12 protein-coding genes are annotated in these 22,653 nt (G+C 41.2%); 8 read left to right on the top strand and 4 right to left on the bottom strand.

The annotated features are described in order from the left end of the window. Positions 1-114 precede the first annotated feature (114 nt). Entirely contained in the window at positions 115-1,176 is a 1,062-nt protein-coding gene (locus tag AB1S55_RS13560) for a CAP domain-containing protein (protein WP_370978719.1), read from the top strand. A 227-nt stretch (positions 1,177-1,403) separates the two neighbouring features. Here AB1S55_RS13560 and AB1S55_RS13565 read toward each other — a convergent pair whose 3' ends face one another. Further along, positions 1,404-3,902, bottom strand: coding sequence for a carbohydrate-binding protein (locus tag AB1S55_RS13565; RefSeq protein ID WP_370978720.1), 2,499 nt, complete (start codon positions 3,900-3,902; stop codon positions 1,404-1,406). 1,230 nt (positions 3,903-5,132) lie between these two features. Here AB1S55_RS13565 and AB1S55_RS13570 point away from each other — a divergent pair. Both AB1S55_RS13570 and AB1S55_RS13575 read left to right on the top strand, forming a co-directional pair. Continuing rightward, a complete protein-coding gene (locus tag AB1S55_RS13570; RefSeq protein ID WP_370978721.1) occupies positions 5,133-7,937 on the top strand; it encodes a dockerin type I domain-containing protein in 2,805 nt (934 codons plus the stop codon). 103 nt (positions 7,938-8,040) lie between these two features. Next, entirely contained in the window at positions 8,041-8,679 is a 639-nt protein-coding gene (locus AB1S55_RS13575) for a cohesin domain-containing protein (protein WP_370978722.1), read from the top strand. Positions 8,680-8,735: 56 nt separating this feature from the next. Here AB1S55_RS13575 and AB1S55_RS13580 read toward each other — a convergent pair whose 3' ends face one another. The 3 genes from AB1S55_RS13580 to AB1S55_RS13590 form a co-directional block, all read right to left on the bottom strand. Further along, positions 8,736-9,425: a DUF1826 domain-containing protein gene (locus AB1S55_RS13580; RefSeq protein ID WP_370978723.1), complete on the bottom strand. Its 690-nt coding sequence runs from the start codon at positions 9,423-9,425 to the stop codon at positions 8,736-8,738. Beyond that, positions 9,422-10,633, bottom strand: a complete 1,212-nt coding sequence (zigA, locus tag AB1S55_RS13585) for a zinc metallochaperone GTPase ZigA (RefSeq protein ID WP_370978724.1) — start codon at positions 10,631-10,633, stop codon at positions 9,422-9,424. Before zigA ends, AB1S55_RS13580 begins: the two co-directional genes overlap by 4 nt. 210 nt (positions 10,634-10,843) lie before the next feature. Then, positions 10,844-12,610 carry a hypothetical protein gene (locus AB1S55_RS13590; protein WP_370978725.1) on the bottom strand — a complete coding sequence of 589 codons (1,767 nt, stop codon included), beginning with the start codon at positions 12,608-12,610 and terminating at the stop codon, positions 10,844-10,846. 936 nt (positions 12,611-13,546) lie between these two features. On the opposite strand from AB1S55_RS13590, the gene AB1S55_RS13595 reads away from it, so the two are divergent. The 5 genes from AB1S55_RS13595 to AB1S55_RS13615 all read left to right on the top strand — a co-directional run bounded on the left by AB1S55_RS13595 (position 13,547) and on the right by AB1S55_RS13615 (position 22,548). Continuing rightward, positions 13,547-15,913, top strand: coding sequence for a hypothetical protein (locus AB1S55_RS13595; RefSeq protein WP_370978726.1), 2,367 nt, complete (start codon positions 13,547-13,549; stop codon positions 15,911-15,913). Positions 15,914-16,342: 429 nt separating this feature from the next. After that, a complete protein-coding gene (locus tag AB1S55_RS13600) occupies positions 16,343-17,137 on the top strand; it encodes a hypothetical protein (protein ID WP_370978727.1) in 795 nt (264 codons plus the stop codon). Positions 17,138-17,259: 122 nt separating this feature from the next. Then, positions 17,260-19,338: a zinc-dependent metalloprotease family protein gene (locus tag AB1S55_RS13605; protein WP_370978728.1), complete on the top strand. Its 2,079-nt coding sequence runs from the start codon at positions 17,260-17,262 to the stop codon at positions 19,336-19,338. 1,279 nt (positions 19,339-20,617) lie between these two features. Continuing rightward, positions 20,618-21,775, top strand: a complete 1,158-nt coding sequence (locus AB1S55_RS13610; protein ID WP_370978729.1) for a hypothetical protein — start codon at positions 20,618-20,620, stop codon at positions 21,773-21,775. A gap of 38 nt (positions 21,776-21,813) precedes the next feature. Continuing rightward, positions 21,814-22,548, top strand: a complete 735-nt coding sequence (locus AB1S55_RS13615) for a hypothetical protein (RefSeq protein WP_370978730.1) — start codon at positions 21,814-21,816, stop codon at positions 22,546-22,548. The last annotated feature ends 105 nt before the right edge of the window (positions 22,549-22,653 follow it).

Consider the following 22,653-nt stretch of genomic DNA (forward strand, 5'->3'; position numbering starts at 1 on the left):
ACATAGAATATAAAAGGCATAAATACTGAAGCGCACCATAAATGTGCGACATCACACAGTAATAGCCCACTTCAGCTGTTAACCTGAGCAAAAAATACGTACTGGTTGAAAAAAATGCTATTTCGTACAAGCAGTGTCTTCATTTTCAGTTCAATCTTATTGCTAACAGCCTGCAACTCCGATTCCCCTACACAAACTGAGGCGCCTTCGCCTAGCCCTAGTGGCAGTGTATCAGAGGGGGATACAGGTAGCGGTGGTAGTGATTTCGGTAGCAATCATGGTGGAGCCCTACCCGGGAACAGTGGTTCAAGCCCGTTGCCTTCCACCCTCCCCACAGCCTTACCTTCGGCCTTGCCCTCTGCTGCTGCATCTTCGCAACCCTCTAACGAAGAGTCACCACAAGCAATACTGCTACTAAACAATGAAGCCCTATACAACCTAGAAGCCAGCTCAAATAGAAAACTAGAGTTTGTTGTATTAATCCCGAACAATACAAAACAGCTCAGTGTGCAAACCAATCAAGGTACGGGTTATTTAAAACTTAGTCTTTACGACAGCCAAGCAAGCCCTACCCGCTTATGTGAATCTAGTAACCAAGTGGCAAACCAAGCTACGGTTCAAAGCTGTAACATTAACAACCCAGCCGAGGGTGAATATAAAATCGTTTTGGCTGCTGAATCTGAGTTTTCAGGTGTTCGTTTAATGGCAAGCTACGAACTTAACGCAAATGACCAGCAAGCCGAAGACTGCAACCGTAGCACTATAGAGCAAGAGCTACTCAATGCTCACAATCAGGCCCGAGCCAGTGAGCGCCAGTGCGGCGGCCAATACTTTGCCGCAACAGGTCCCTTAACTTGGAACTGTAAGCTGTTCAATGCCGCCCAACTACACTCTCAGGATATGGCTGATAAGAATTATTTTGATCACACCAATCTCGATGGTGAGGGCCCGGCTCAGCGAGCACAAAAACAAGGTTATAACTACAACTACATTGGTGAAAATATCGCTGCGGGGCAGCAGAGTGTTTCAAGTGTGATGCAAGGTTGGTTAAATAGCCCAGGCCACTGTGCCAATATCATGAACCCCAACTACAGCGAACTTGGCTCTGCTCTTGTCGATAAATCCGATAGCTTCTACCGCCTCTATTGGACAGCGGTATTTGGCAGATCACAGTAATAAGGAAGAAAGTTTAACTAAGTAAAAAAATAACAACAATAACACCAGCATAGAGAGTCATGTGGAGGATATTACACTCAAGTTTAAATGGTCGTTACTTAACTATCTATAAATCTTCAAATTAATACTCAGTCGTGAGGCGAGTCATCTGCATCTGTTTAATTACACCCGGTAAAAAAGGTGTATAAACACCAGTATCAGCGTCTATACACCTCATTAAAGGGATACTATCTGCCGGTTCGGTTTAACTCACGAGTGACATTAAATACCTGTAGTGCCGCAGTTGTCACAAAACCACCGTTATCTGGGAATGTGATTGTTACTCGGTTGTCCTGTTTTAGTGCAGCATATTCAACTGGAATCTCAATCACACCAAAGAAATTCTCACGACCAGGCCGGGTGGGCCCTTGCTTTTGGTCGTATCCACGGAAGTCTTCCGGTACATCAAGCGGAGTCCCATTAATTAGAACCTGAGGCATTAATGACAAGCCGTGATCACGGCCAACACCTAAACGTAAGACTGCTTCACCACTTGCTGCGAGGGAAACATTATTAATATCAAAACTAATATTTTGATTTGCTACAACAGGTTTCTTATAGCTAGTAGCGTAATACTTACTTTCCTCACTAAGCTCCGTGAGTTGAACAGTCTGATCAAAAGCAATCTTTAACACCATGGTTGACTCTGACCCCAAGGTCAATGTTGCTGGTAGTTCCGTGTAACGCGCTGTATCAATGACGGCATAATCTCGTTCGTCGTAAACCATATGCTTAATATCCACACTGCGAATATTATTTGAATTAAGACCAAGAGAATTAAAAGCAAATTCAGTATCTTCGAATACTAAATTATTTAAGATAACGTAGGCTGTATCGCCGTCAATATAGGCATCAACAAGAATATCTTGATCTGAAGACCATGTATCTACACGTGTACCTTTAACATCCTTCCACAGCTCGTAGAACTTAATCATGTCAGAATAAACCCACTGCGGCCCTGTCTGACCCTCGCGCTCAAAATTCTGAACCATGAGACGTGTACTCTGAGGAATTGTAGGTGCGATTCTGCCCCACTCCGCCTTAAGCGTAATATACGGCGTAGCTTTTAGGATTTGATCTGGCCGCTCCATAAATGCCATTAACATTGAGTTATAGGCTTTCATTTTGGTGGCGTCACGTTTAGGCGTCCACGGCTTGTTTCGCTGTAAGTGAGCTGAAGCGCCATATTCAGAAATCAACAAGGGGCTGACGCTACCGTTATTTAAGTAAGTATAATGCTCGACCATGTCCATAGTCGCTTCGATATTACTACCTTTACGATATTTTTCGCGATTGGCATGCTCAGGAAAATCGTATAAGTGCAAAGAGATGAAGTCCATATTTGCACCAGCTGTATCGAAGAATAAACGGTCTCGACTTTCCCAACGATCGAAATTATTTTTATCATAGTCAGGAAATGCCGGTGTGTAACCGCCAATTAATACATCGGGATTTTTCTTACGTATTTCGTTTGTTACCGAGTTATGGAAACGGAAAACGTCGTTAAGCTCAACTGGGTTTTGCGCCCAATCGTAAAGATGGAATAAAGGCTCATTTACAACTTCAACAAATTTAGGTTTAACATAGCCTTCTGTGTCAGAATCAGATTGTTTAAAGTATTTTGCTAAAAACTGCCCCATAAAATCGCCCGTTGCAGTACCGATGGGTTCATTCACGGTGTCTGTTTGCGATAGGGCCCAACCGCGATTAGTTAATTGCCCATCAGGCCAGAAAGGGTGAAGTTGAGCCGCAACGATCATGTCAGTGCCACGGTGTTCATGGCGGCGCTGAGAAACATAACGAGGCTCAGTTCTATTGGTGAACTTCTTTTTGTAGTTATTACCGCTTTGGGTCAGTTTAATTGGGTCCGCAAAGCCAGGTTTTGCAGGATCTTCATGCGCAATTGTTTTTAATACGCTAGTGATCGTACCAGTATCTCGGCCAAAATAGACATCGTAACCTTCCAAAAAGTCTGAAATCAGATCCTCGGACTCGTTGGTTCCTACGCTATACCAATCATTACTGGTGAAAGTCTCAGCTATATTGATGTATTTACGTCTATCAAATGTATCTATGCCACCTATTTGATGCCGTGTATCGAAATTGACGTCAATATTGACTCCATCATAAGGCGTGGGAGTTTCGCTCGGTTCTGGAGAAGGTAATGAAGAAGGCTCAGGAGAAGGACTGATTTCATTTGTTAATACAAACGAGTCCAAATTCCACTGACTAATATTTGTACCGCTAGCCAATAAGCGCAATTGAACTTTACCGCTTGGTAGACTAATTGAATGGCCAACATGTAAGGGCTGAAAATCATCCCAAGCTGTCACTGGCACAGTAGTTTGTGCAACCGTCTGCCAAGTATTAGATTGCTTGATCTGTACACTAATCTTAGAGCTACCAATATCTCCATTGCTGATATTATAACTAAGATCATAGTCACCAGCACTTACACCGTTGATTGTATATTGAATATAATCCTCAGGATTAACGTAACTAATAGCACGTAATCCTGCAATATTTATTGGAGTTACTTTTCTTTTTTTCCCATCATTATAAGTGCCACCTGAGAGGGTGAATTTTTCTGCTTCAACTTGGTATGATTCAGCAAAACTTAAAGATGCGATCGATAATGTACTTAAGCCTATAATCACCGGCTTAAGCGTCCGCCTGTAAAGATTCATATTTTCAACTCTATAAGTAATTTTAAAACATTCAAATTAAACTCAACAACAGAGTGAAGGGGCTATTCTATTTACGCGAATGAATAATTTTTATTAGGACAGAAGTCATTTTAAAAGGGGTTCCCCCCTGCTATCGCTCAATGAAAACTGATCGCTATATATAGGAAACTCTTCCACCGTGCTCCAAAGGAGGTAAAAAGGTAGAGCAAGAATATGTTATTTGCAAGCATGCTTGAGATATAAATTCGCGAAGACAACTCACATTTTTTTAAAATAAAACAGCCCAAAAAACCGGACATTATTCGGACGCCCAAAAAAAATAAAAAATGAATCAGTGCTATTACCGATTACACCTAATTATTTAACTAAGCCACTGACGCTCATACCCACTCTATGACGCCCTTTCCATAGCATTTCAATCACTTTCTTTCAAACGCCAACATATCTACCTGTTTATTATTAATAATCATCCCAAAAAACATAAATGCCCATACAGACTCTGGCAGATTTAGATCAGCACAAGAGATAAGAAAATAAGAGACCGAACAGATCGGACATTAAGAACCGGACACAACTTCATCTGCAAAAAAATGGCGCATTAAATATCCTTTAACAATAAAATAATAAGACAAGAGGGAAAATAGAGAGCAACAATAGAGAGCAACAACAAAGGATAAGAAAAAGACATCTATATCAATCGAACTTTTTCACAAAAGAAACTCAGTGTCGATTCATAAATAACTACGCACTTTCTTTTACACAACTGCAATACCGTCCATCCACATATCGTACGTATCCCTTAGGAATCCAGATAAAAACTAGGTCATTGGTGCCTAAATCACCTAAAGTAATGTAACTAGCACGGTTAAGTACGCCTCTGGTCAGTGCTTGTGATGTTAATTCCCCCACTCCCAGAAACGGTCAATACACTAGAGCTTCACATAGTCTCACTGGCGTCCCCTTCCTCACCTCGGCATAAACCAAACAATGCCAACCTCATCTCTTTAAAATGGTTTAGCATAAATATATCGAACCGTTCGCAAAATAAATCGCAGGATTTGTCATCTATTTCTATATTATAAATTCATCTAATTAAAAAAAAAGGAATCAAAAACACCTCTAATCTGATGAGGGCAACATAAAAGCGTCGCAGCAAAGTGTGGGTTTAGCCCCACAAGCCATCACTAGGTGCGATAGCGTTTTTCAATGCTCATCCACAGGAGGTGGAAAATGAAGTTAGCTCGAATCAAAAAATACACATGTGGTTTTCCCACGTCGTTATTACTAGCCAGTTACACCCTCTTATCAGCATCAAGCAGTTACGCTGAATTACTTAATACTACAAAAGCAAGCAATAGCTTTGATGGAATGCCTACTAATTTTGGTAGTTATTCTGCAAGCGTGTCGCGAGACGGAAGCTTAGTGGCATACCAATCTCAAGCCGATAACCTAGTCAATAATGACCATAATGGCGAAGAAGACATTTTTGTATACGATGTTGTTAATAATCAAACTGAACGTGTAAGTATCAGCAATAGCGGTAATGAGGCTATAGGGGGGCGAAGTGACCTAGGTGAGATTTCAGCTGAAGGTGGGCATGTTGTCTTTTTATCTTACGCATCCAACTTAGTTTCAAACGACACAAATGGCTTAGCTGATATTTTTGTACGTGATCGAGTAAACAACAGTACCGAACGAGTTAACTTGCGACCTGGTGGTGCTGAATCGATGTTTGAAGCTCGCGAGCCAGACATATCAGGCGATGGCCGCTTTGTTGTATACGTTTCCGATGATGATCAGTTAGTTGCTAATGACAACAACGGCTTTCAGGACGTCTTTGTTTACGACAGACATGAGCGAACAACCCAGCGCATCAATGTTAGTAATACAGGCGAGCAGGCCAATATGCCTAGCTTCGACCCTAGAATTTCTGAGGATGGAAGCGCTGTTATTTTTACATCACCTGCGTCAAACCTAGTTCCCGGCGATAACAATGGCTTTGATGATATTTTTATTTATGATCTAGCATCAAGCCAAATTCAACGCGTAAATGTTAACAGCCAGAATATCGAAGCGATGAACGGTCCAAGCTTTGGTGCCGAGCTTTCTGCCGATGGCCGCTTTGTCGTCTTTACATCTAACGCAGATAACTTAGTAAGTAACGACAATAATGGACACGACGATATTTTTATTCGAGACACACAAGAATCTACTACCAGCCGAGTCAACGTGTCATCAAGTGGACAGCAAGCCAACAGTCATAGTGAAGCGCCTTCCGTTTCCAGCAATGGCCGCTATGTCAGTTTTATGTCTCGAGCGTCTAACTTAGTTAATAACGATAACAATGGATTTGAAGATATCTTTGTCCATGACCGTGAAACAAGCACAACAGAAAAAATCAGTGAATTGAGTAATGGTGCAGAAACCGACCTACCTAGTTTCTCCCCAGTTATTTCAAGTAACGCACTATATCTAGTTTATGAATCTGATTCGGATATGCTTGTCGCAGGTGATAACAATGGCTGGAGTGATATCTTCGTAGCTCAACTTGATCACCAAGAGTCTGGAGGCAATAAAATAGTATTAGTGCCCTCTTCCGTAAATATTGACCCTTTAGGGGATAATAGTTTTAGTGTTGATATCAATGTTAACGCAAGCGATTTATATGGTCTTGAAATTAGCTGCCAAACAGATGCAAACCTAGCATCGTTGTATCACAGTGAGTATGCAAATCTCTTTGATATAACAAGTCGCTTAGAGATCACACCACAAATGAATACGCCAAATCAAGGTGATTGGAGCGGCAGCCTAAGTATGATGAACCCCGCCCCCGCCATTAATGGCAGTGGTACTTTCGCCACGTTATATTTCACAACTCATATACTTGAAAGCGCAAATTTTGATATCAGCTGTACCGCCAATGCCGCCGACATTAATGGTCAACGAATTATCATGGGTCTGGAAGACACCCGAGTTGTTATTGACGACGGAATTCATATACCTGGTGGCACTCGTTTAAGCGGTAATGTCAGTCTGCCAGCCGGTAGTGAACCAAGCGCAATACTCGTTACCCTTACTTTAGGTGAGCGCTCTATTTCGACTTACGCTGATGCAAACGGCGACTACCACTTTGACTCTTTACGCCCTGGTAATTGGGTAGTCACCTACAGCAATGAAACGTTTGTGAGTAACTGCAGTGTGTCTCAAACCACAGAAGGCTCTGATAGTACGGTCGCTGATGTTGTGATGTATGCTGGTGATGTAAATAGTGATGGTCATATCGATATTGCCGACTTCACCGTCGTTTCTTCTTTATATGGAATCAATGATAACGACCCAAATTATCTCGCTGCTGCAGATTTAAATCGTGATGGGCTTATCAACATTTTTGACCTCACCATCTTAGGCAGTCACTTTGGATTAATTGCTTGTGACCCAGCCTCTGTTGATCCAACTCCAGCGCCCACGCTGACATTTAACAATGTCATAGCAACTCAAGGGGTCGCCGGTATCAATACCGAAGGCGATGTACTTAGCTGGCAGCGAAATGCTGCAAGCCTAGGTGATTATGCTGAAGCTATCATTTCCATAAGCCCTGAAGACACCACTCAATTTGCTCTTGGCTTAGAAGCCAGCGGTGATGAAACATCCTACTTTATTGAACTTAGAAACCCAGCGTTAGGAAATCATATTCATTTATTCTACGAGTCTTCAAGCCCAGGTGGAAACCTTCACGTAGGCAGTATGATTGATGGCATTCCCAATCATGAGGACTATGTTTCATCGACCCCACTTAGCCTAATGGAGTTTGGTTTTAATCAGGGGCAACTAACGACCACACTCAATAGCCAACAATATAGCCCTGCAGTTAATGCGGCAGGCCTTGGGGGTAACCCAGAGGACTGGGAGTTAATGGTGCGAATAGAGCAAAGCCCAACATCAGCGCCAACAGGAACGAGCAGTGCCCGTTTAATAAGCAGTGCAGATATGGGGTTAAGCTTAGCTAGCTCAACGTGGTCTATAAATACGCCTTAACCTATATTTATCTCTAAAGACTAAACTTAAGCATAATTAAGGTATTGGTTATGGGGCTGCTAGCAGCCCCATAACCAATAAAAACAAACATAAGGATGCACTTATGAACACTTATCATCTGCATATAAAAAGTATCTTATTTAGCCTTTTATTGTTAAACACGGCCCATAGCTACGTAGAAGCAACAGCACAAATAACATGGGATAAAGAGCATGTTCACGTCGGTGAAGTAATTACATTGCGCATAGATCTTAAAAACATGCCTAATGTCTACGGTGTGCAATTTGAAGCTAACTACAATAAAAAACGTATTAAACCAATATTTGAGAAAGATAAAAAATCAGTTCAACTTGGCAGTCTATGGAAAGATAAAAACAGCTTTTCACTGAAAAACAACGTTAATACCGATAATGGAAAAATAGAGCTTGTACATGCCCTGCTTGCACCGGAGACATCGTCGAGTGGTCATGCAAGTTTATTTAAACTCAGCTTCGCAAGCTTAAATGAAGGGGATATATCTTTAGATGTGGAAAAGCTTGTTTTTGGCACCAAAGAAGGCAAGCAGGTTTACCCAAAAATCATCCAAAATACTCAGCCGCTTATTTTAGCAAAAAATGCTAACCGCCCCTCAAATATGCTTGCTAGCCCTATAGCAATAAGTACTTATTTAGTATTGCTGTTAGTAACTGCTTTTATTGTTTATTACGTTAGAAATAGACGCCTTATACTTAAGCAAGCTTAGAGTTAACTAGATTAGTTACCCACTCAAGTGAAAAAGAGAGGGTAACTGAATCCAAATCAAGAACTAAAATCAAGCGTTAATATCAAACGTCGCTCACCTTCATTTAAAGCCGGCGAACGGTGTACCAGACCTGCGCCTTCATTTCCTTCCCAGCGCTCCCCTTTCAAAAGAGCCACATCGCCACAGCTAAGCTGTTGGATATCAGTTTGGTGTTTATAAAGCCCCGATTCGCTGTCTGCTTTACCTTTAGCTCCTATACCTAGCTTGTTGCGATCAACAAGATTATGGGGCAACCACTCTGTTGCAATACCGTGAAATGTAGTGAGCAAACGGCATGGCACTTTATCAACATGGAACTTAGGGCACATGGCACTATCAAGAGCGGTTAAGCGCAAGCCGACTCGCTTAAGCTCAAACAAGTAACAAAACATATCCACCAATTCTGTAATATTTTCACTCAACTCTTTTTGGTTTTCACCACCTAAGGCTAAGCCAACACTTGAAAGCGCGCTTTGTGGTGTAACCGTCATTGAGGTTTGAAATGATGTGTGTTGTGTTAAAAACACATCGACAGAGCGCTTTAATGTAGGTGAAAGCTGGCGTTGCCAAATAGCTATATTGGTATTTTCTAAATAGATATCCGTAAAAACATTTGGCTCACCACCATAGGCAGCACGACGGGTATTTACATCATTGTCTTGAAATGAATCATCCGATAGGGTGTGGGCAGTCGTTATCATATTCATGCCTGCTCCCAACTAGGAAAGGGATCTTTTAATGACGACCAATACGTCTTGCCACTCAATACCTCATCTTCGCTCAATAAACAGTCATCAAGCGCTTGAGTGATTGCTACTTGGTCCAAGCCTTGGCCTATAAAAACGAGTTCTTGGCGCATATCCCCAAAAGGTTCTTGCCACTGTTTTTCAATCGATTCTAAATATTCTTCATCACTAGGCCAGTTTTCTTTAGGCACCGCTTTCCAAAACATACCAGCAAAGCCATAACGGGCAACACCGCCGGCTTGACTCCACTGCCCCGCAAACTCAGGGCGCGAGGCCAACCAAAAATAGCCTTTAGAGCGAATCAACTTACCGTATTGCTCTGTGTTATGAAGAAACTGGTGAAACTTTTCTGGGTGAAAGGGTTTACGAGCTTCATAACTAAAGCTGCCAATGCCGTATTCTTCTGTTTCGGGAACGTGCTCCCCTCGCATCTCTTTTAACCAGCCCGGCGCCTGCTGAGCGCGTTCAAAATCAAACAACCCCGTATTAAGCACCTCATTAACATCAACTTGCCCCTTAGAGATAGGGGCAATGATTGCGTGTGTATTTAAACTCTTAAGAATGGCACTTAAGCGTTCAACCTCAGACGGCGATGCCAAATCGGTTTTACTGATCAGAATAACATCGGCAAACTCAACCTGATCAACCAATAAGTCAGCAACACGGCGCTCATCTTCCTCACCTAAAGACTCACCGGTATCTTGCAAGTACTTAGCTTCGTCATAATCTTTAAGGAAATTAACCGCATCCACTACTGTTACCATAGTATCTAGATCTGCAACATCGGATAAGGAAACCCCATGCTCATCGGCAAAGGTAAACGTTTCTGCCACAGGTAACGGCTCTGAAATACCCGTCGACTCGATCACGAGATAATCAAAGCGTCCAGCTTGTGCAAGCTTCGTCACCTCCTCCAGCAAGTCTTCACGCAAAGTGCAACATATACAGCCATTGCTCATCTCAACCAGCTTTTCCTCGCTGCGATTCAAAGAAACCTCACTCTGAACAATCGATGAGTCAATGTTGATTTCACTCATGTCATTCACAATGACAGCAACTTTCTTGCCCTCACGGTTGTTCAAAAGATGACTCAATACCGTCGTTTTACCTGCGCCAAGAAAGCCTGACAGCACGGTAACAGGTAGTTTTCTACTAGGGGTCGCTTGCATATGCCAATAGTCCTTTAGCTTCACACATAAGATATGTTACAACATATCATTATTTATTCAAAGAAAGAACGCATAATGCGGTGACACTAGTGAATAATAAGCGACTAGAGCACGGCTACCCCACCATTCCCGCTTTTATCGATAGCTGCTTAGCAAGTTCGGAGGCTATATATACGTGCTAGCCGATAAAAGACAGGACATAATTTAAACTTAGCCATAAACAGTTATATGGGCATCATCAAGCCACACACTGACATCTTCGGCAGCTTCGTTTGCAAGAACAATGACCGTTAACTCCACTGTCGAAACACCCTCGGGAACGATGCCGCCAACCTGACGGTACTGCCAATCGCTTAACTGTTCATTGTATTTTTTCACTACCTTGTCTAATAACAACTGGCCATCTGCCGACTTGTATAGCAATGACACTTGAAAAAAACCCGCGCCGGCCACAGATGCCCAGTTGCTTTTTAGCCTTAAGCCCCCTGCTATTTGATCGCCAGGCTTTACCGCTATGGACTGATGTAAACTGCCCCCAAACGCATGAGAGCCCAAATGAAGTGCCCGAATTTCAGCACAATAAGCGCCGCGTTGCCCCTCACCAGTTACCGCATTTACCTCGAATATACCGGTGCCCCCACCCAAACCTTCGCTTACAGACCAAGCTCTGAGATCGCCGCGTTCAAAATCGCCATTAAATAAACGGTTACTGCTACGAGCTAAAGGGATAGCAAGCCAATCTTGCCAATTTAAAAAGGTCCAATTATTTGAACGTACCGTGCCCTCACCTTCCACAAGGAAGTTATGTGACATGGCACCGGCATTGCTCCCGCCTTCGCGGGTGTCGTATTCAGCGTAACAAACCCACTTACAAGTATTAAAATACAAGCCCGAAGGCTTAGCTACAGAGGTATCACAGAAAAAAGGAGGCCTTGCTATGGCGCGATTATTTGTCGCGATCCATGTCGCATTAAAGCTAATAGAAGAGAAATTATAAGCCTCTGCAAAACGTGGCTCAGAACTCTGGCTAAGAGGGTTTTCTATATGCCCTCCTTCAAAATCCAGTACTGCATCGTTATGCGAAGAGAATGGCGCATTATCAAAGGATGTACCGTAAAACTTCCACTCACCTTTATTGAACCTAGAAAACTCACCAGAAGTGTCAGCAATAAAACAATCACGTAATACCATGTTTTCACCAAACTCTTGTGTCTCACTCGGTGTTTCAATTACCCCCCACATAAGGCGCGCGTTATTTAAGGTGATTTTCCAGCAATAATCATTAAATTTAACTGATGTTTTAAAGCCCTGTATAGAAATGTGATCAAAGCTTCCAGAGCTTAAGCGAGTGGCACTCGTACCACCAGACAACTCCAGACCTACACCCTCTAACTCACTCCCCTTTTGAACATTGGCAAATATACCAATGTTTTTTATAAACGCTTTAACCAAGCGAACCGTCGCCACATAACTTCCAGAACCAACAACACGTACTGCATATTTTTTTCTAGATTCAAAACCTGAAAACTTAATAAGTGTTAGGCCATCTGAAAACCAGCTTGTTTTACTTGCCTCAATCACAAAAGAAGCGTCACCTACAAAATACGTTTTATTGGAAAACCTTAAAGGCAAGCCCACTAACGCCGCGTAGTTATTAGCCGCATGAATGGCTGTCGAATCGTTAACGCCTTCCTTGCCAAACGCACCAAAGTCATGAGGGCAGATAAACCCTTGCAAGCGACGAATCAAGACATAGCTTTCGCCACTCGGATCTTCATCAAGACAAAGGTAAACCCCCTCTTCAGGGTCATTAGCAACCTCCGATGAAAAATCACCTTTAAAGAAAACAAAATGACCGCCACCACCAGCCTCGAATGTATGCCTATATATAATCTCGTAAGACTCCCCAACAACAAACTCCCCCGAGGGAATCGCTTTAATACTTGCATAAGAATACTTGCTTAACTTATCTGGCATTACATCATCCGCTTTAAAGGCTCCCCCTTATTATATATAACCAAAAGAAATAAGTAAGTAAGATAGGTGGCTCGTGCAGAAATATAGCACTGCCATCGAAACTACATATAAGCACGGTAAAATAATTTGGGCTTGCCACGTGAATCTAAATCTAAGTAGCCCTTTAAGAGTAAGACACTTTTTTGGCCACATGCGCCGAAAAACATCGACCAGTCGACAAAATAACAAGCCTCAGCATGGTGCTTTGTTATGAAATCGCAGTAAACATCTGAAAAGGTGGGCGTATAGCTATATGAATAACAAGAGAGCGAGGCAGAAAGACTAGATATCAAAGATAAGAGATTACTTTTTTGTGAATACCCCCCCTCCTACATAACAACATACCAATACCGAATTGCTCATACCCTCCTAAAATCAGAATAAGGACACATCGACGTCCAGGTTATAATAACGACGACTCACAACAGCTTAAATAATTTGATTCAAGAATCATAAGCACATGGTTGTTCCATATAAAAAGCAATTACACATCGCAAGCCTATGTATGTTTACTAACAATGGATTCACTATTCATCCACAGCTTCAACTCTAATTATAACCAAGACTAAAATCACACTTTGAGAGTTCTCACCCGCTCTTCCTGATCTTTGTGTTTTTTCAAGATGGAGCAATCAGAGATCGATTGGGATACAAGTCACAATCGATTCGTTAATATTTTCAAAACGCATACCAGTTCCCTTACTACTTAAGCATGAGCATTCATCATAGCGGTACTTTACAAATACATTTCAAGTAAAACGTTACTCAAGACAGATGATCAATAAGTTGTTTTTATTTATAAAAAAATTTAATAGAAATGATAACTCATCTTGATGCAGCATTCATTTTATGAGAAATGTTTATTTTTAATAAATTTTAGTTATCGTAGGCTTTGCCATGAGTGTAAAACTGTCATTAAAAACCATTTGGTTTACTTTCGTATATATTATTTTCACAATCAACCTCTCACAATCGTATGCAGCCACCTATACCCTTCATCCTATTGACTCTAAAGCATCCTTAGGGAAGTTAAGCAATCAGCCAATCGAAAACCTATCAGCTTTAGATCAATTTGGTGGCGATGACAACTGGAACAGCTATATTGAAGCGGATCCCGGGTCAAAAAGATTCAACGGGGAGTTTTATTTTCACCTAAGCGGAAGTGATTTTGATGAAACTAACCTAAGAAAAGAAAAAATAGAAAAACTGGATCTTATAACAAACACCATGGGGGCTGGACCTTATTATCAACGTAGATACTTTCAAATTAAAAACGTTAAACAAGGGTACTGGAGAACACTTATTGATAACGATAACGCGCCGTCTTGGAAGTGGCATCAAGAAAGATTTCATATTGAAAATGATGCAAACGAATATATCGATGACAGCGGAAAAATTGTTATTCGCTATCTATCCGACAATAATTATGACGTCAGCAACATAGACTATATTGCAATCAAGGCTACCACAACCCCCGTAGCAGCCCCCCAGCCAGAGCTGGGAAATAAAACTCGATATACTCTATACCCCAGCGTATTTCATGCCTCATTAGGAACAGTAAGCGATCAATCTATTCAGGAGCTATCTACGTTTGATCAATTTGGTTCCGAAGATAATTGGTACAGCTATATTGAAGCAAAGCCTGGTTCTAGAAAATTTAGAGGGGAATTTTATCTTTATATAGGTGACGCTAATCTTGAGTCATCAGACATTAAAAAAATTGATGTCACCACCAACACTATGGGCCCAGGAAGATCTGATCAACGGAGATATTTTCAGATTAAAAACATAAAACAAGGAAACTGGAAAAAATTATTTGATAACAGTGAGGCTCCTAATTGGCAGTGGTACAAGCAAAGTAAGTCAATAGAGCGTAACGCTAATGACTATATTGATAGTGACGGAAGAATCACTATTCGTTATCAATCCAACAACAATCATGATGTTAGCAATATTGATTATGTAGGTATTACCCTTACCGTAGGTGATCAAGAAGAAACAGACCCAGACAATGAAACAGATCCGGGCAATGAGACAGACCCAGTAGCAGGTGAAATGTTGAATATTGCCCTGCAATCCTCGATCACTGGAGTACAACCGATGACGGGTATCGTTGTTTGGGAAAACCTTTGGAATGATCACAACGTAAAAACTCAGCCAGGCAATATCCAATTGGAATATTTTTATGCGCATTATGACTGGGTAGTAAGCACAGAAGGCGCTTATGATTGGGACAAAATTGAAACCAAGCTCAAAGCCATTTCAGACCGAGGAAACCAAGCCATAATACGCTTCAGATATACCTATCCGGGTTTTGAAACTACTGTTCCTAAATACATTAAAGACATGCCAGCCTACACTGAGCAGAAAGGTGATGCAGATAACGGCCAGCCAACATGGTTCCCTGATTGGAGACATAAGGCTTTACAAGATTTTCATTTGGATTTTTATAAAGCTTTTTCTGATAAGTATAAAAATGATAATCGTATTGCATTTTTACAGGTTGGTTTTGGCTTGTGGTCAGAGTACCACATCTACGACGGGCTAAATACACTAGGACGTCACTTTCCGAGCCATGCTTTTCAAGAAGAGTTTGTTGACCAACTCTCTCAGGATCTAGCAGACACCTTGCACTGGAGTATTTCAATTGATGCAGCATATGGATCTTTATCGGCATTCCCTGCAACAAATAATATGAAAAATCATCAATTTGGTATATTTGACGACTCGTTTATGTGGAGCAATCACGCAAGCGAAAATCGACCTAACTGGCAGTTTTTTAATTATTCAGACCGCTACAAAATCTCACCGCATGGAGGTGAACTAAGTTATATGGTTTACCCCTATGACCAACAGCATGCTCTAGATCATCAAGGAATGTATGGCAGAACCTACGAAGATCTGAGCGCCCAATATCATATAACCTACATGATCGGAAACGACCAGCCAGAATATAAGTCAGCCAATCGTATACGAGAGGCAGGCATGGCTAACGGATACAAATTTGAGATTACAGCATTCTCTGCATCGGATATAGAATCCAGTGTCACCGTGAAAAACATTGGTGTTGCTCCGATATACTACGATGCACACCCAGCAGTTAATGGTATTCGTGCACTAGATAGCCTAAAAGGTTTGTTACCAGGGCAAAGTAAGACTTTTTTTGTAGAGGCTGGAGGAAAACAGCCCTCATTAAGCATCGAGTCTGATCGTTTGGTACAGGGGCAAACCATTGAGTTTAAGGCTAATCTTCCTGGCTCATAAATACCTCAGTCCAAATGGGGAGATTATAATTAGTCTAAGGATCTCCCCCATCACTACGCTAGAAAAACTAGAGTTCAGTTTCAATACAAGAAGCACTACAGCGTCACATCTAACAGTACCGTTCCGACATCATAAGCATCCCCATATAAGTGGAGAGCACACTGATATAGAAATTGAGTCAAGCTTCTCAAAAAAAATGGCGTTAGTTCGCACCTTATGACTTTGCCTTTAAAAGGTAATCATTTTGATAAAGAAGTCACATGGAAAAAATTGAAAACAATAAACTTTAACAGCACTATGCATGCATAAACAACGGAGCCAACCTCAACCAACAATAAATTATTATTTTTATAACCTTATCAACCTGTAAAGATCGGTGAATTCGCAGGTATGAGAAGAATACACCCAAGGTTAAAAGTGGAGCTAATCATGACGAATCGACATTATTTTATAGGGGCTGCGCTGATTTCTATCGTTGTGCTTTACTCATTTTCTTATAAATTCAACGGCAATGAAAATACAAATAAGACGGATGAATTAATTCAATCCAACAGCATAATGAAATCGACCCATGAAAATAATATAAAACAAATCAATAAAAACCATAATAAAACCAACAGCCTTACACACAAGACCCCTTCAGCTATAACAGACCCTAACCCAAATATTAAAACCCTAGCGGACAGGTTAGATAAGGTTAGGCGATGGAGCAAAATTGAAAACCATTCCCTAGATGACATCTCTAAAGCGGTTAGAAACCCAAAGCTCTGGGATTTAGAAAGCACACCAAATACGGACTCGCTGCCACTAGATGAGCAAGAGAGGAAAGATGGGCGCCAGTTCTTTGAAGCTAACGCATTGCGTGTCGCTGTTTCGTTACCAGGTGATGTTTTTCATGTGTCAGCACCAGATGTGAAAATGCCGTACGAATTGACCGTTGAGCAAATTTCATCAGAAAAAGAAGGTGTAATGACCATGAGGGGGAAATTAAAAAATGAATTAGGGACATTTACACTCAGCCAAGGGAACGGTATTACATCAGGGCATATCAATGCATCTGATAATACCTACTCATTTGAAATTTTTGGAAATACTGGCTGGATTCATGAAAGTGGCGCTCTTTTTACGGAAGAATTACCTCCAGTACCGGTGGACGACACACATGCCCATAGTGAATCGCTAGGCAATAAAGGCGAGCATATTATTGTTAAAAATAGTAGATAGCTCACCTTAACTCCCAAGGAATAATGTTGTATTGGGAAATAATCAAAATTAATTATTCCAATCCAGAAACGACAATATAAACATTTTCTTTACGTCAGATACACAACTGATAAGGGTAAATCATGCTTAAACTTTTATGGAAATCTTGCCTAACCACGGCTGTCAGCGTAAGCCTTGCTCAATCTGCACTCGCCGTTGAAGTCGACCTACTGCTTTTATACGATGATTTTACTGCGTCCCGCTACAACGGTGACCCAAGTATAGTTATGACATCCTGGGTAGAAAACGCGAATCAAGCCTACGCAGAAAGTGAAGTTGATATTCAGCTTCGACTAGTTGGCTTAGAGGAATATACCCCCTCTTCTCAATCCATGTCTGCAAGATTAACCGAAATTAGACAGAGTGCTGAAGTATCTCAGTTACGTAATGAATACGGTGCTGACTTTGTATCATTAATTGCCAGCCGAGACGGTAATATATGTGGCATAGGTAATTTTGCTGTTAGCTCTTACGCTGCATTTAATGTAACGGGTATACAATGTGGTTATTTAACACTGATCCATGAACTTGGACATAATATGGGCCTTGGACACTCACGACGCCAAGGTGATCGTGGCGGAGCTCGTTACAGCTACGGTCTTGGTTATGGAGTGGATAGAACTTTTTCAACCGTTATGGCTTACCCTCAGGCTTTCAGTTCTCGAAAAAGGCTCAATCGCTTTTCCGATCCTGATCGTACATGTGAAGGCCTAACGTGTGGTGTGGCCATTGGTCAGCCCGAGCAAGCAGATGCGCATACAGCACTTAATAACGTTAAATTAGATGTTGCGAACTTCCGTCAGCGTACTGTAGACAATGGAAATGGCGGAAATAGTCTTCAAGCCCCCTCTGGATTAGGAGCGACATCAGCGTCGGAAGATTCCATACGATTATCATGGCGTGATAATTCTAGTGAAGAAACACAATTCGTTATTCAGCGATCTAGGCAAAGCGATAGCGGTTTTACTCAGGTAGCAACGGCACCAAGTAACAGTACTAATTATATCGATGCCGGACTTACAGCTGGAACAACGTTTTATTATCGTGTACGCGCACTCAGTAATAACGCTCAATCTTCATGGTCCAACACTACTACAGCCACAACTAAAACACCGACAACATCAGTGCCCGCACCGTCTAACCTAGGTGCTCGTATTGCGTCTAATAATAATATTGCGCTTAATTGGAAGGATAATTCCCGAGGCGAAGATTACTTTCAAATCCAACGATCCGATGACAGTGGCGCTGAATTTAAAGACATCGCACGAGCTAGACGCGGCGAGACAAACTTTTTAGATTCCAATCTAAGCCCCGGCACATATTATTATCGAATAAAGGCTCATATTTCCGGAATGGATTCTTCCTGGTCAAATTCAGATAGTGCCATCATTGTTTCTGATGAAAATCCACCAACTGAATTATTAGACCTAAGTAAAATCGGTTTGCAGCTTTTCACGAACCAATACAGTCGTAACGCAAGCGCATACCTGACTAATAACGTTCATACATTAGTTCTTAGAAATAATGTATGGCTAGCTAGTTCCTCCATGTTTGATATAGACCGAAACACCATACTTGAGTTTGATTACAGCTCAAATGTATCAGGAGAAATTCATGGTATTGGCTTCGATGAAGACAGCAAGGCAAGCTCAAATCGTATATTTAAGTTAGGAGGAAGCCAAAACTGGGGTATTTCAGATTACGCTTACATAGGCGATGGTGAAATTCAGTCATTTCAGATTCCCGTTGGACAATACTTTACTGGCAGAATGAAACTAGTTTTAGCCAACGACAATGATAAAGGATCTGGTAATGTGAGCTATTTTTCAAATATCAGGATTATAAATGGCGAAAGTGGTGATCTTTTAGACTCCTTAGACATATTCGAATTTGGCTTAGAATACATTAATCACGACACTGCAATTATTTACCACATAGCGGATATTGATAAAAATACACCACCGACACTATGTGTTAATGATGACTGTGGAACCGCTGAACGTGTAAATAACCGCTATGAACGCGAGGTCGAAATTAAGACGGATCAGTCTTACCTTATAGAATATCGTACAGAAGAGAATGATTCTGAGCAGTGCGTAAACGTTGCTATTGTTGATTACACTAAACAAGGTGCGGGCGTTAAAGGATCAAACTGTAAGTAGAACAGCAGCAAGCTTGCCATGGACGACAGCTATTGTTAGTTAAAATTATGTCGTAAAGCAACGGGGTGAGGATATTAAGGTAATCTCCTCACCCCGATACACCACAAGTTTTTTAAAGAATTACTCTGAGTATCTTTCTTTAACTTCAAGTAATAATAGAGATGACGAATCAATGAGAAAAACGTGACTAAACGTTACATATTCAGACCCTACATCGCGGTAAAATACTCTTCATAGGCCACACAAGTATCACCTCTTATTTTAAGCTTTCCTGTAGACTACATACTTACTTCCTATAATCTGATCATAGACTTTAAAAGCCTAGAAGTTCTAATAGATATCTAACTCTCTCATCAATGCGCACAATATAAAAGAAAGCCCCTTCGAACCCCTTACTCCTACTGAAATCTACCCCCCATCCTCACGGATACAGTAGACCTCTCGTTATAGCAACAACCCAAGCGTCTCATAGTTACTTGAGATGTAAGTTTTCACCACGATTTGATACTTAAATTTAGAATAGTGTTACGACCAAACACTTTTTCTCTTGCCCAAGTGTCAGACAGTATATTACTGATAAGTAAGTTAGCCGTAGGGCCAAATAATGTATGTGCAGGCATGCTCAAATCTTGTTCATGATGAATCAGCTTGCCTTCTGAGTAGAACCTTCTATTAGCCAACACCTATAAACCCTAGTCGTTCTAACAATCTGACTTTACTTTATCCCAAACAAGATTATCAGCTTAGCCTCCCAGTATGGTGGCTTAAGCCTTTAAAACAATGTCATGTAAGCCCTGAAGCCCCCTTGTTACTCCAAATTTTTGCAAGGTTAAACGACTGAAATGTTAATGGAGTTGGCAAGACCGCCCCATAGCCTTTTCCTTCACCGTACACCCAGATCAAGGGCCATTGCATGAAAAAAATGGCTTAGGGGTTACCTAGGAGTCAGTATTGCATCATAGGCCGATGTAATACCCTTTCAACCTAATTAGAAACTTTGGCACAATCAAAAGAGGGCTTTAACTCTAAGGTCGCTTTATCAGAAGACACTACCTTATACCACAACATCCCCTGGTAATTTAGCAATCGACACCAAGCTAAACAATGCCAGATAACTAGATTGAAAGTCTCAAGCTTTATGTTAATAGATTAGGCGCTTTGTCGTAGAAACAGATATTAACTGCTATGCTTGGACAAGAGAGTATTCTGTTTAACTTTCATAGTACTCGCTGAAGCTAAGGACAGCTTTCCTGGAGAACATGTTAAAAGGATTTTAACAATGAAACTGCAGTTAAATGAAGAAGATAAAGTTGGGTCGGCCGTTAGATTCATTCGAGGAAAAGGCAGTATTTTTACTAGCTCAGGCAGAAAAATCTATATAGAGCCAGAGGCCATCACATTTTTCAACGGCCTCAATGATTACGACCAAATACAAGTAGCCAAAGAAATAGAAACAATAGCGAGCATCCCATCCCCCCAAGATGGCTGGGTTCAAAAGCTGCGACCAGCTTTTTTCAAAGCCAAAGGATTCAAAAGTAATTTCATCCTCAAATATCAACTCACCTCCGAAAGTGCAATAATTAGTGCCATAGAGCTTAATCTAGCTCTTTTAGGCTCACAAGCAAAGACAAAAAACGAAAGGACATGTTTGTACAAGATAAAGCGGTTTGGCGAACCAAAGCCCTTTAAGGAAAAGATGTCATTAGAAGAAGTAAACAACTTAACTAGCGCGTGGGGCAAACCCATTCCAGTGACAAGCGTTACGACTCGCCATGCTGCAGTAAACGGAATGCTAAATGATCTCGATAAAGCAAGATGGCTAATGGGCACTCACTTAGATACCGCTTACCCCAAAGACCTAGCTACAGAATACACACTATTTCACAACCCTACGGAGGGCGGAGGCTTAGATTTATATGAATCTGCTGTTGACAGTATATTTGGAGGGATGACAGAAAATGCTAAAGCACTTGCAGCAGTGTTAAAAGATATCCAGTTAAATGGCAGCAAAACCAAGTGGATTGTGCATAGTCAGGGCGGTATAATTTTCAAACAGGCCCTAAAATACCATGCACGTAACTACCCAGATATCTCGTTAAATAAAAATATGGTGGTATTTCATGCAGGTGGTAACAATAAAAATGAAACCAGTCGATTAATGAACAAGACGGGCATTAAGAGAGCGGCTCCAGATAGGGATAACCCCTTCGATCTAGTGCCCAATATTGCAGGACGAAACGATTTGAGCACCGCCAGTATTAAACGAAGTTTATCATTTCTCCCTAAGGTAGCCGGAAAATCTATAAGTGGGACTAGGGTTGAAAGCCCACACACCCTGCCCTTCTTAAGTTTAGAAGCCTACCACCGTTTTTTGACGCTAGCAGGAGACTCAAGATCAGCAGCTAAAGTCAAAAAGTATATGAAAAGTTTTAACTAGCTAATATGTCAACAAAAACAATTCTCTTAGTAGGCACTATGTCATTCTTAAGCGCTCTATTTTCGTGTACAGACCAAGCTGTAGATATCAACGGACCAAACCATAAAAGTGGAAAAAAGACCGTTATTCATATCGATAAAACAGTGCAAATTGAATATACCTTGCCAGGTGGTATCAGTAAGCAATTTGGTTTTGATAGTGCTCGTGAGCAAGAAGCAAGAACTAAATACATCGACTTAAGCAGCCTTCAAGAGGATGACTTTGAACAGACTAAATGGCTAGATAAAAAATTCATTGATGCGGGACGATGGGAATACTTAGGGCCAAAGAATAAAGGGCTTTCCGGAGAGTTAGCATGGCTGAATCTAACCCTGCTACTCAACAAAGTGAATTTAAAAGGCTTTACCGAGGCTGAAATAAAGAGAGATATTAAAGATTCCTTTTTAAGCCATATTGAAGCAGAAAACAAAGAAATACGAAGCCACTATCCTAGCTACTCAGAAGACAACCTAGCCCACGTTTTGATCAGCCCACCAAAGAGTTTTGAATGGCTTGATATAAATACCTCACGAATGCTCACCTGGCTATCAAATGAAGTCAAAGGAGCTCCGAGCAGATACTATATTTTGCCATTAAGCCAACACTATGCAGTCTCTATTATCATTTCTCACCATATATCGGTAAACGACGACAAGCTTCGCGAGCTTATCACTCAGCGCATACAAGATGATACAGCTCTAATATTAGAAAGCTTTGTTATCTCAAAAAAATAAAGCGTAGCTACAAACTCTTATCAAGCTTTAGCTGCCTCAAGCAGCAATTGCACTATAGACTCTGTTTGTCGTGTACCTTAAGACTAACAAACTCCGCCTGTTCAA

It is taken from the genome of Agaribacterium sp. ZY112 (genome assembly GCF_041346925.1).
Lineage (GTDB): Bacteria > Pseudomonadota > Gammaproteobacteria > Pseudomonadales > Cellvibrionaceae > Agaribacterium.

What these genes read in the sequence shown, in the direction of transcription:
- zigA (WP_370978724.1), bottom strand. Translation starts at nt 10,633, where the DNA reads ATGCAAGCGACCCCTAGTAGAAAACTACCTGTTACCGTGCTGTCAGGC.
- AB1S55_RS13570 (WP_370978721.1), top strand. Translation starts at nt 5,133, where the DNA reads ATGAAGTTAGCTCGAATCAAAAAATACACATGTGGTTTTCCCACGTCG.
- AB1S55_RS13565 (WP_370978720.1), bottom strand. Translation starts at nt 3,902, where the DNA reads ATGAATCTTTACAGGCGGACGCTTAAGCCGGTGATTATAGGCTTAAGT.
- AB1S55_RS13610 (WP_370978729.1), top strand. Translation starts at nt 20,618, where the DNA reads ATGAAACTGCAGTTAAATGAAGAAGATAAAGTTGGGTCGGCCGTTAGA.
- AB1S55_RS13560 (WP_370978719.1), top strand. Translation starts at nt 115, where the DNA reads ATGCTATTTCGTACAAGCAGTGTCTTCATTTTCAGTTCAATCTTATTG.
- AB1S55_RS13600 (WP_370978727.1), top strand. Translation starts at nt 16,343, where the DNA reads ATGACGAATCGACATTATTTTATAGGGGCTGCGCTGATTTCTATCGTT.
- AB1S55_RS13615 (WP_370978730.1), top strand. Translation starts at nt 21,814, where the DNA reads ATGTCATTCTTAAGCGCTCTATTTTCGTGTACAGACCAAGCTGTAGAT.
- AB1S55_RS13580 (WP_370978723.1), bottom strand. Translation starts at nt 9,425, where the DNA reads ATGAATATGATAACGACTGCCCACACCCTATCGGATGATTCATTTCAA.
- AB1S55_RS13605 (WP_370978728.1), top strand. Translation starts at nt 17,260, where the DNA reads ATGCTTAAACTTTTATGGAAATCTTGCCTAACCACGGCTGTCAGCGTA.
- AB1S55_RS13590 (WP_370978725.1), bottom strand. Translation starts at nt 12,610, where the DNA reads ATGCCAGATAAGTTAAGCAAGTATTCTTATGCAAGTATTAAAGCGATT.
- AB1S55_RS13575 (WP_370978722.1), top strand. Translation starts at nt 8,041, where the DNA reads ATGAACACTTATCATCTGCATATAAAAAGTATCTTATTTAGCCTTTTA.
- AB1S55_RS13595 (WP_370978726.1), top strand. Translation starts at nt 13,547, where the DNA reads ATGAGTGTAAAACTGTCATTAAAAACCATTTGGTTTACTTTCGTATAT.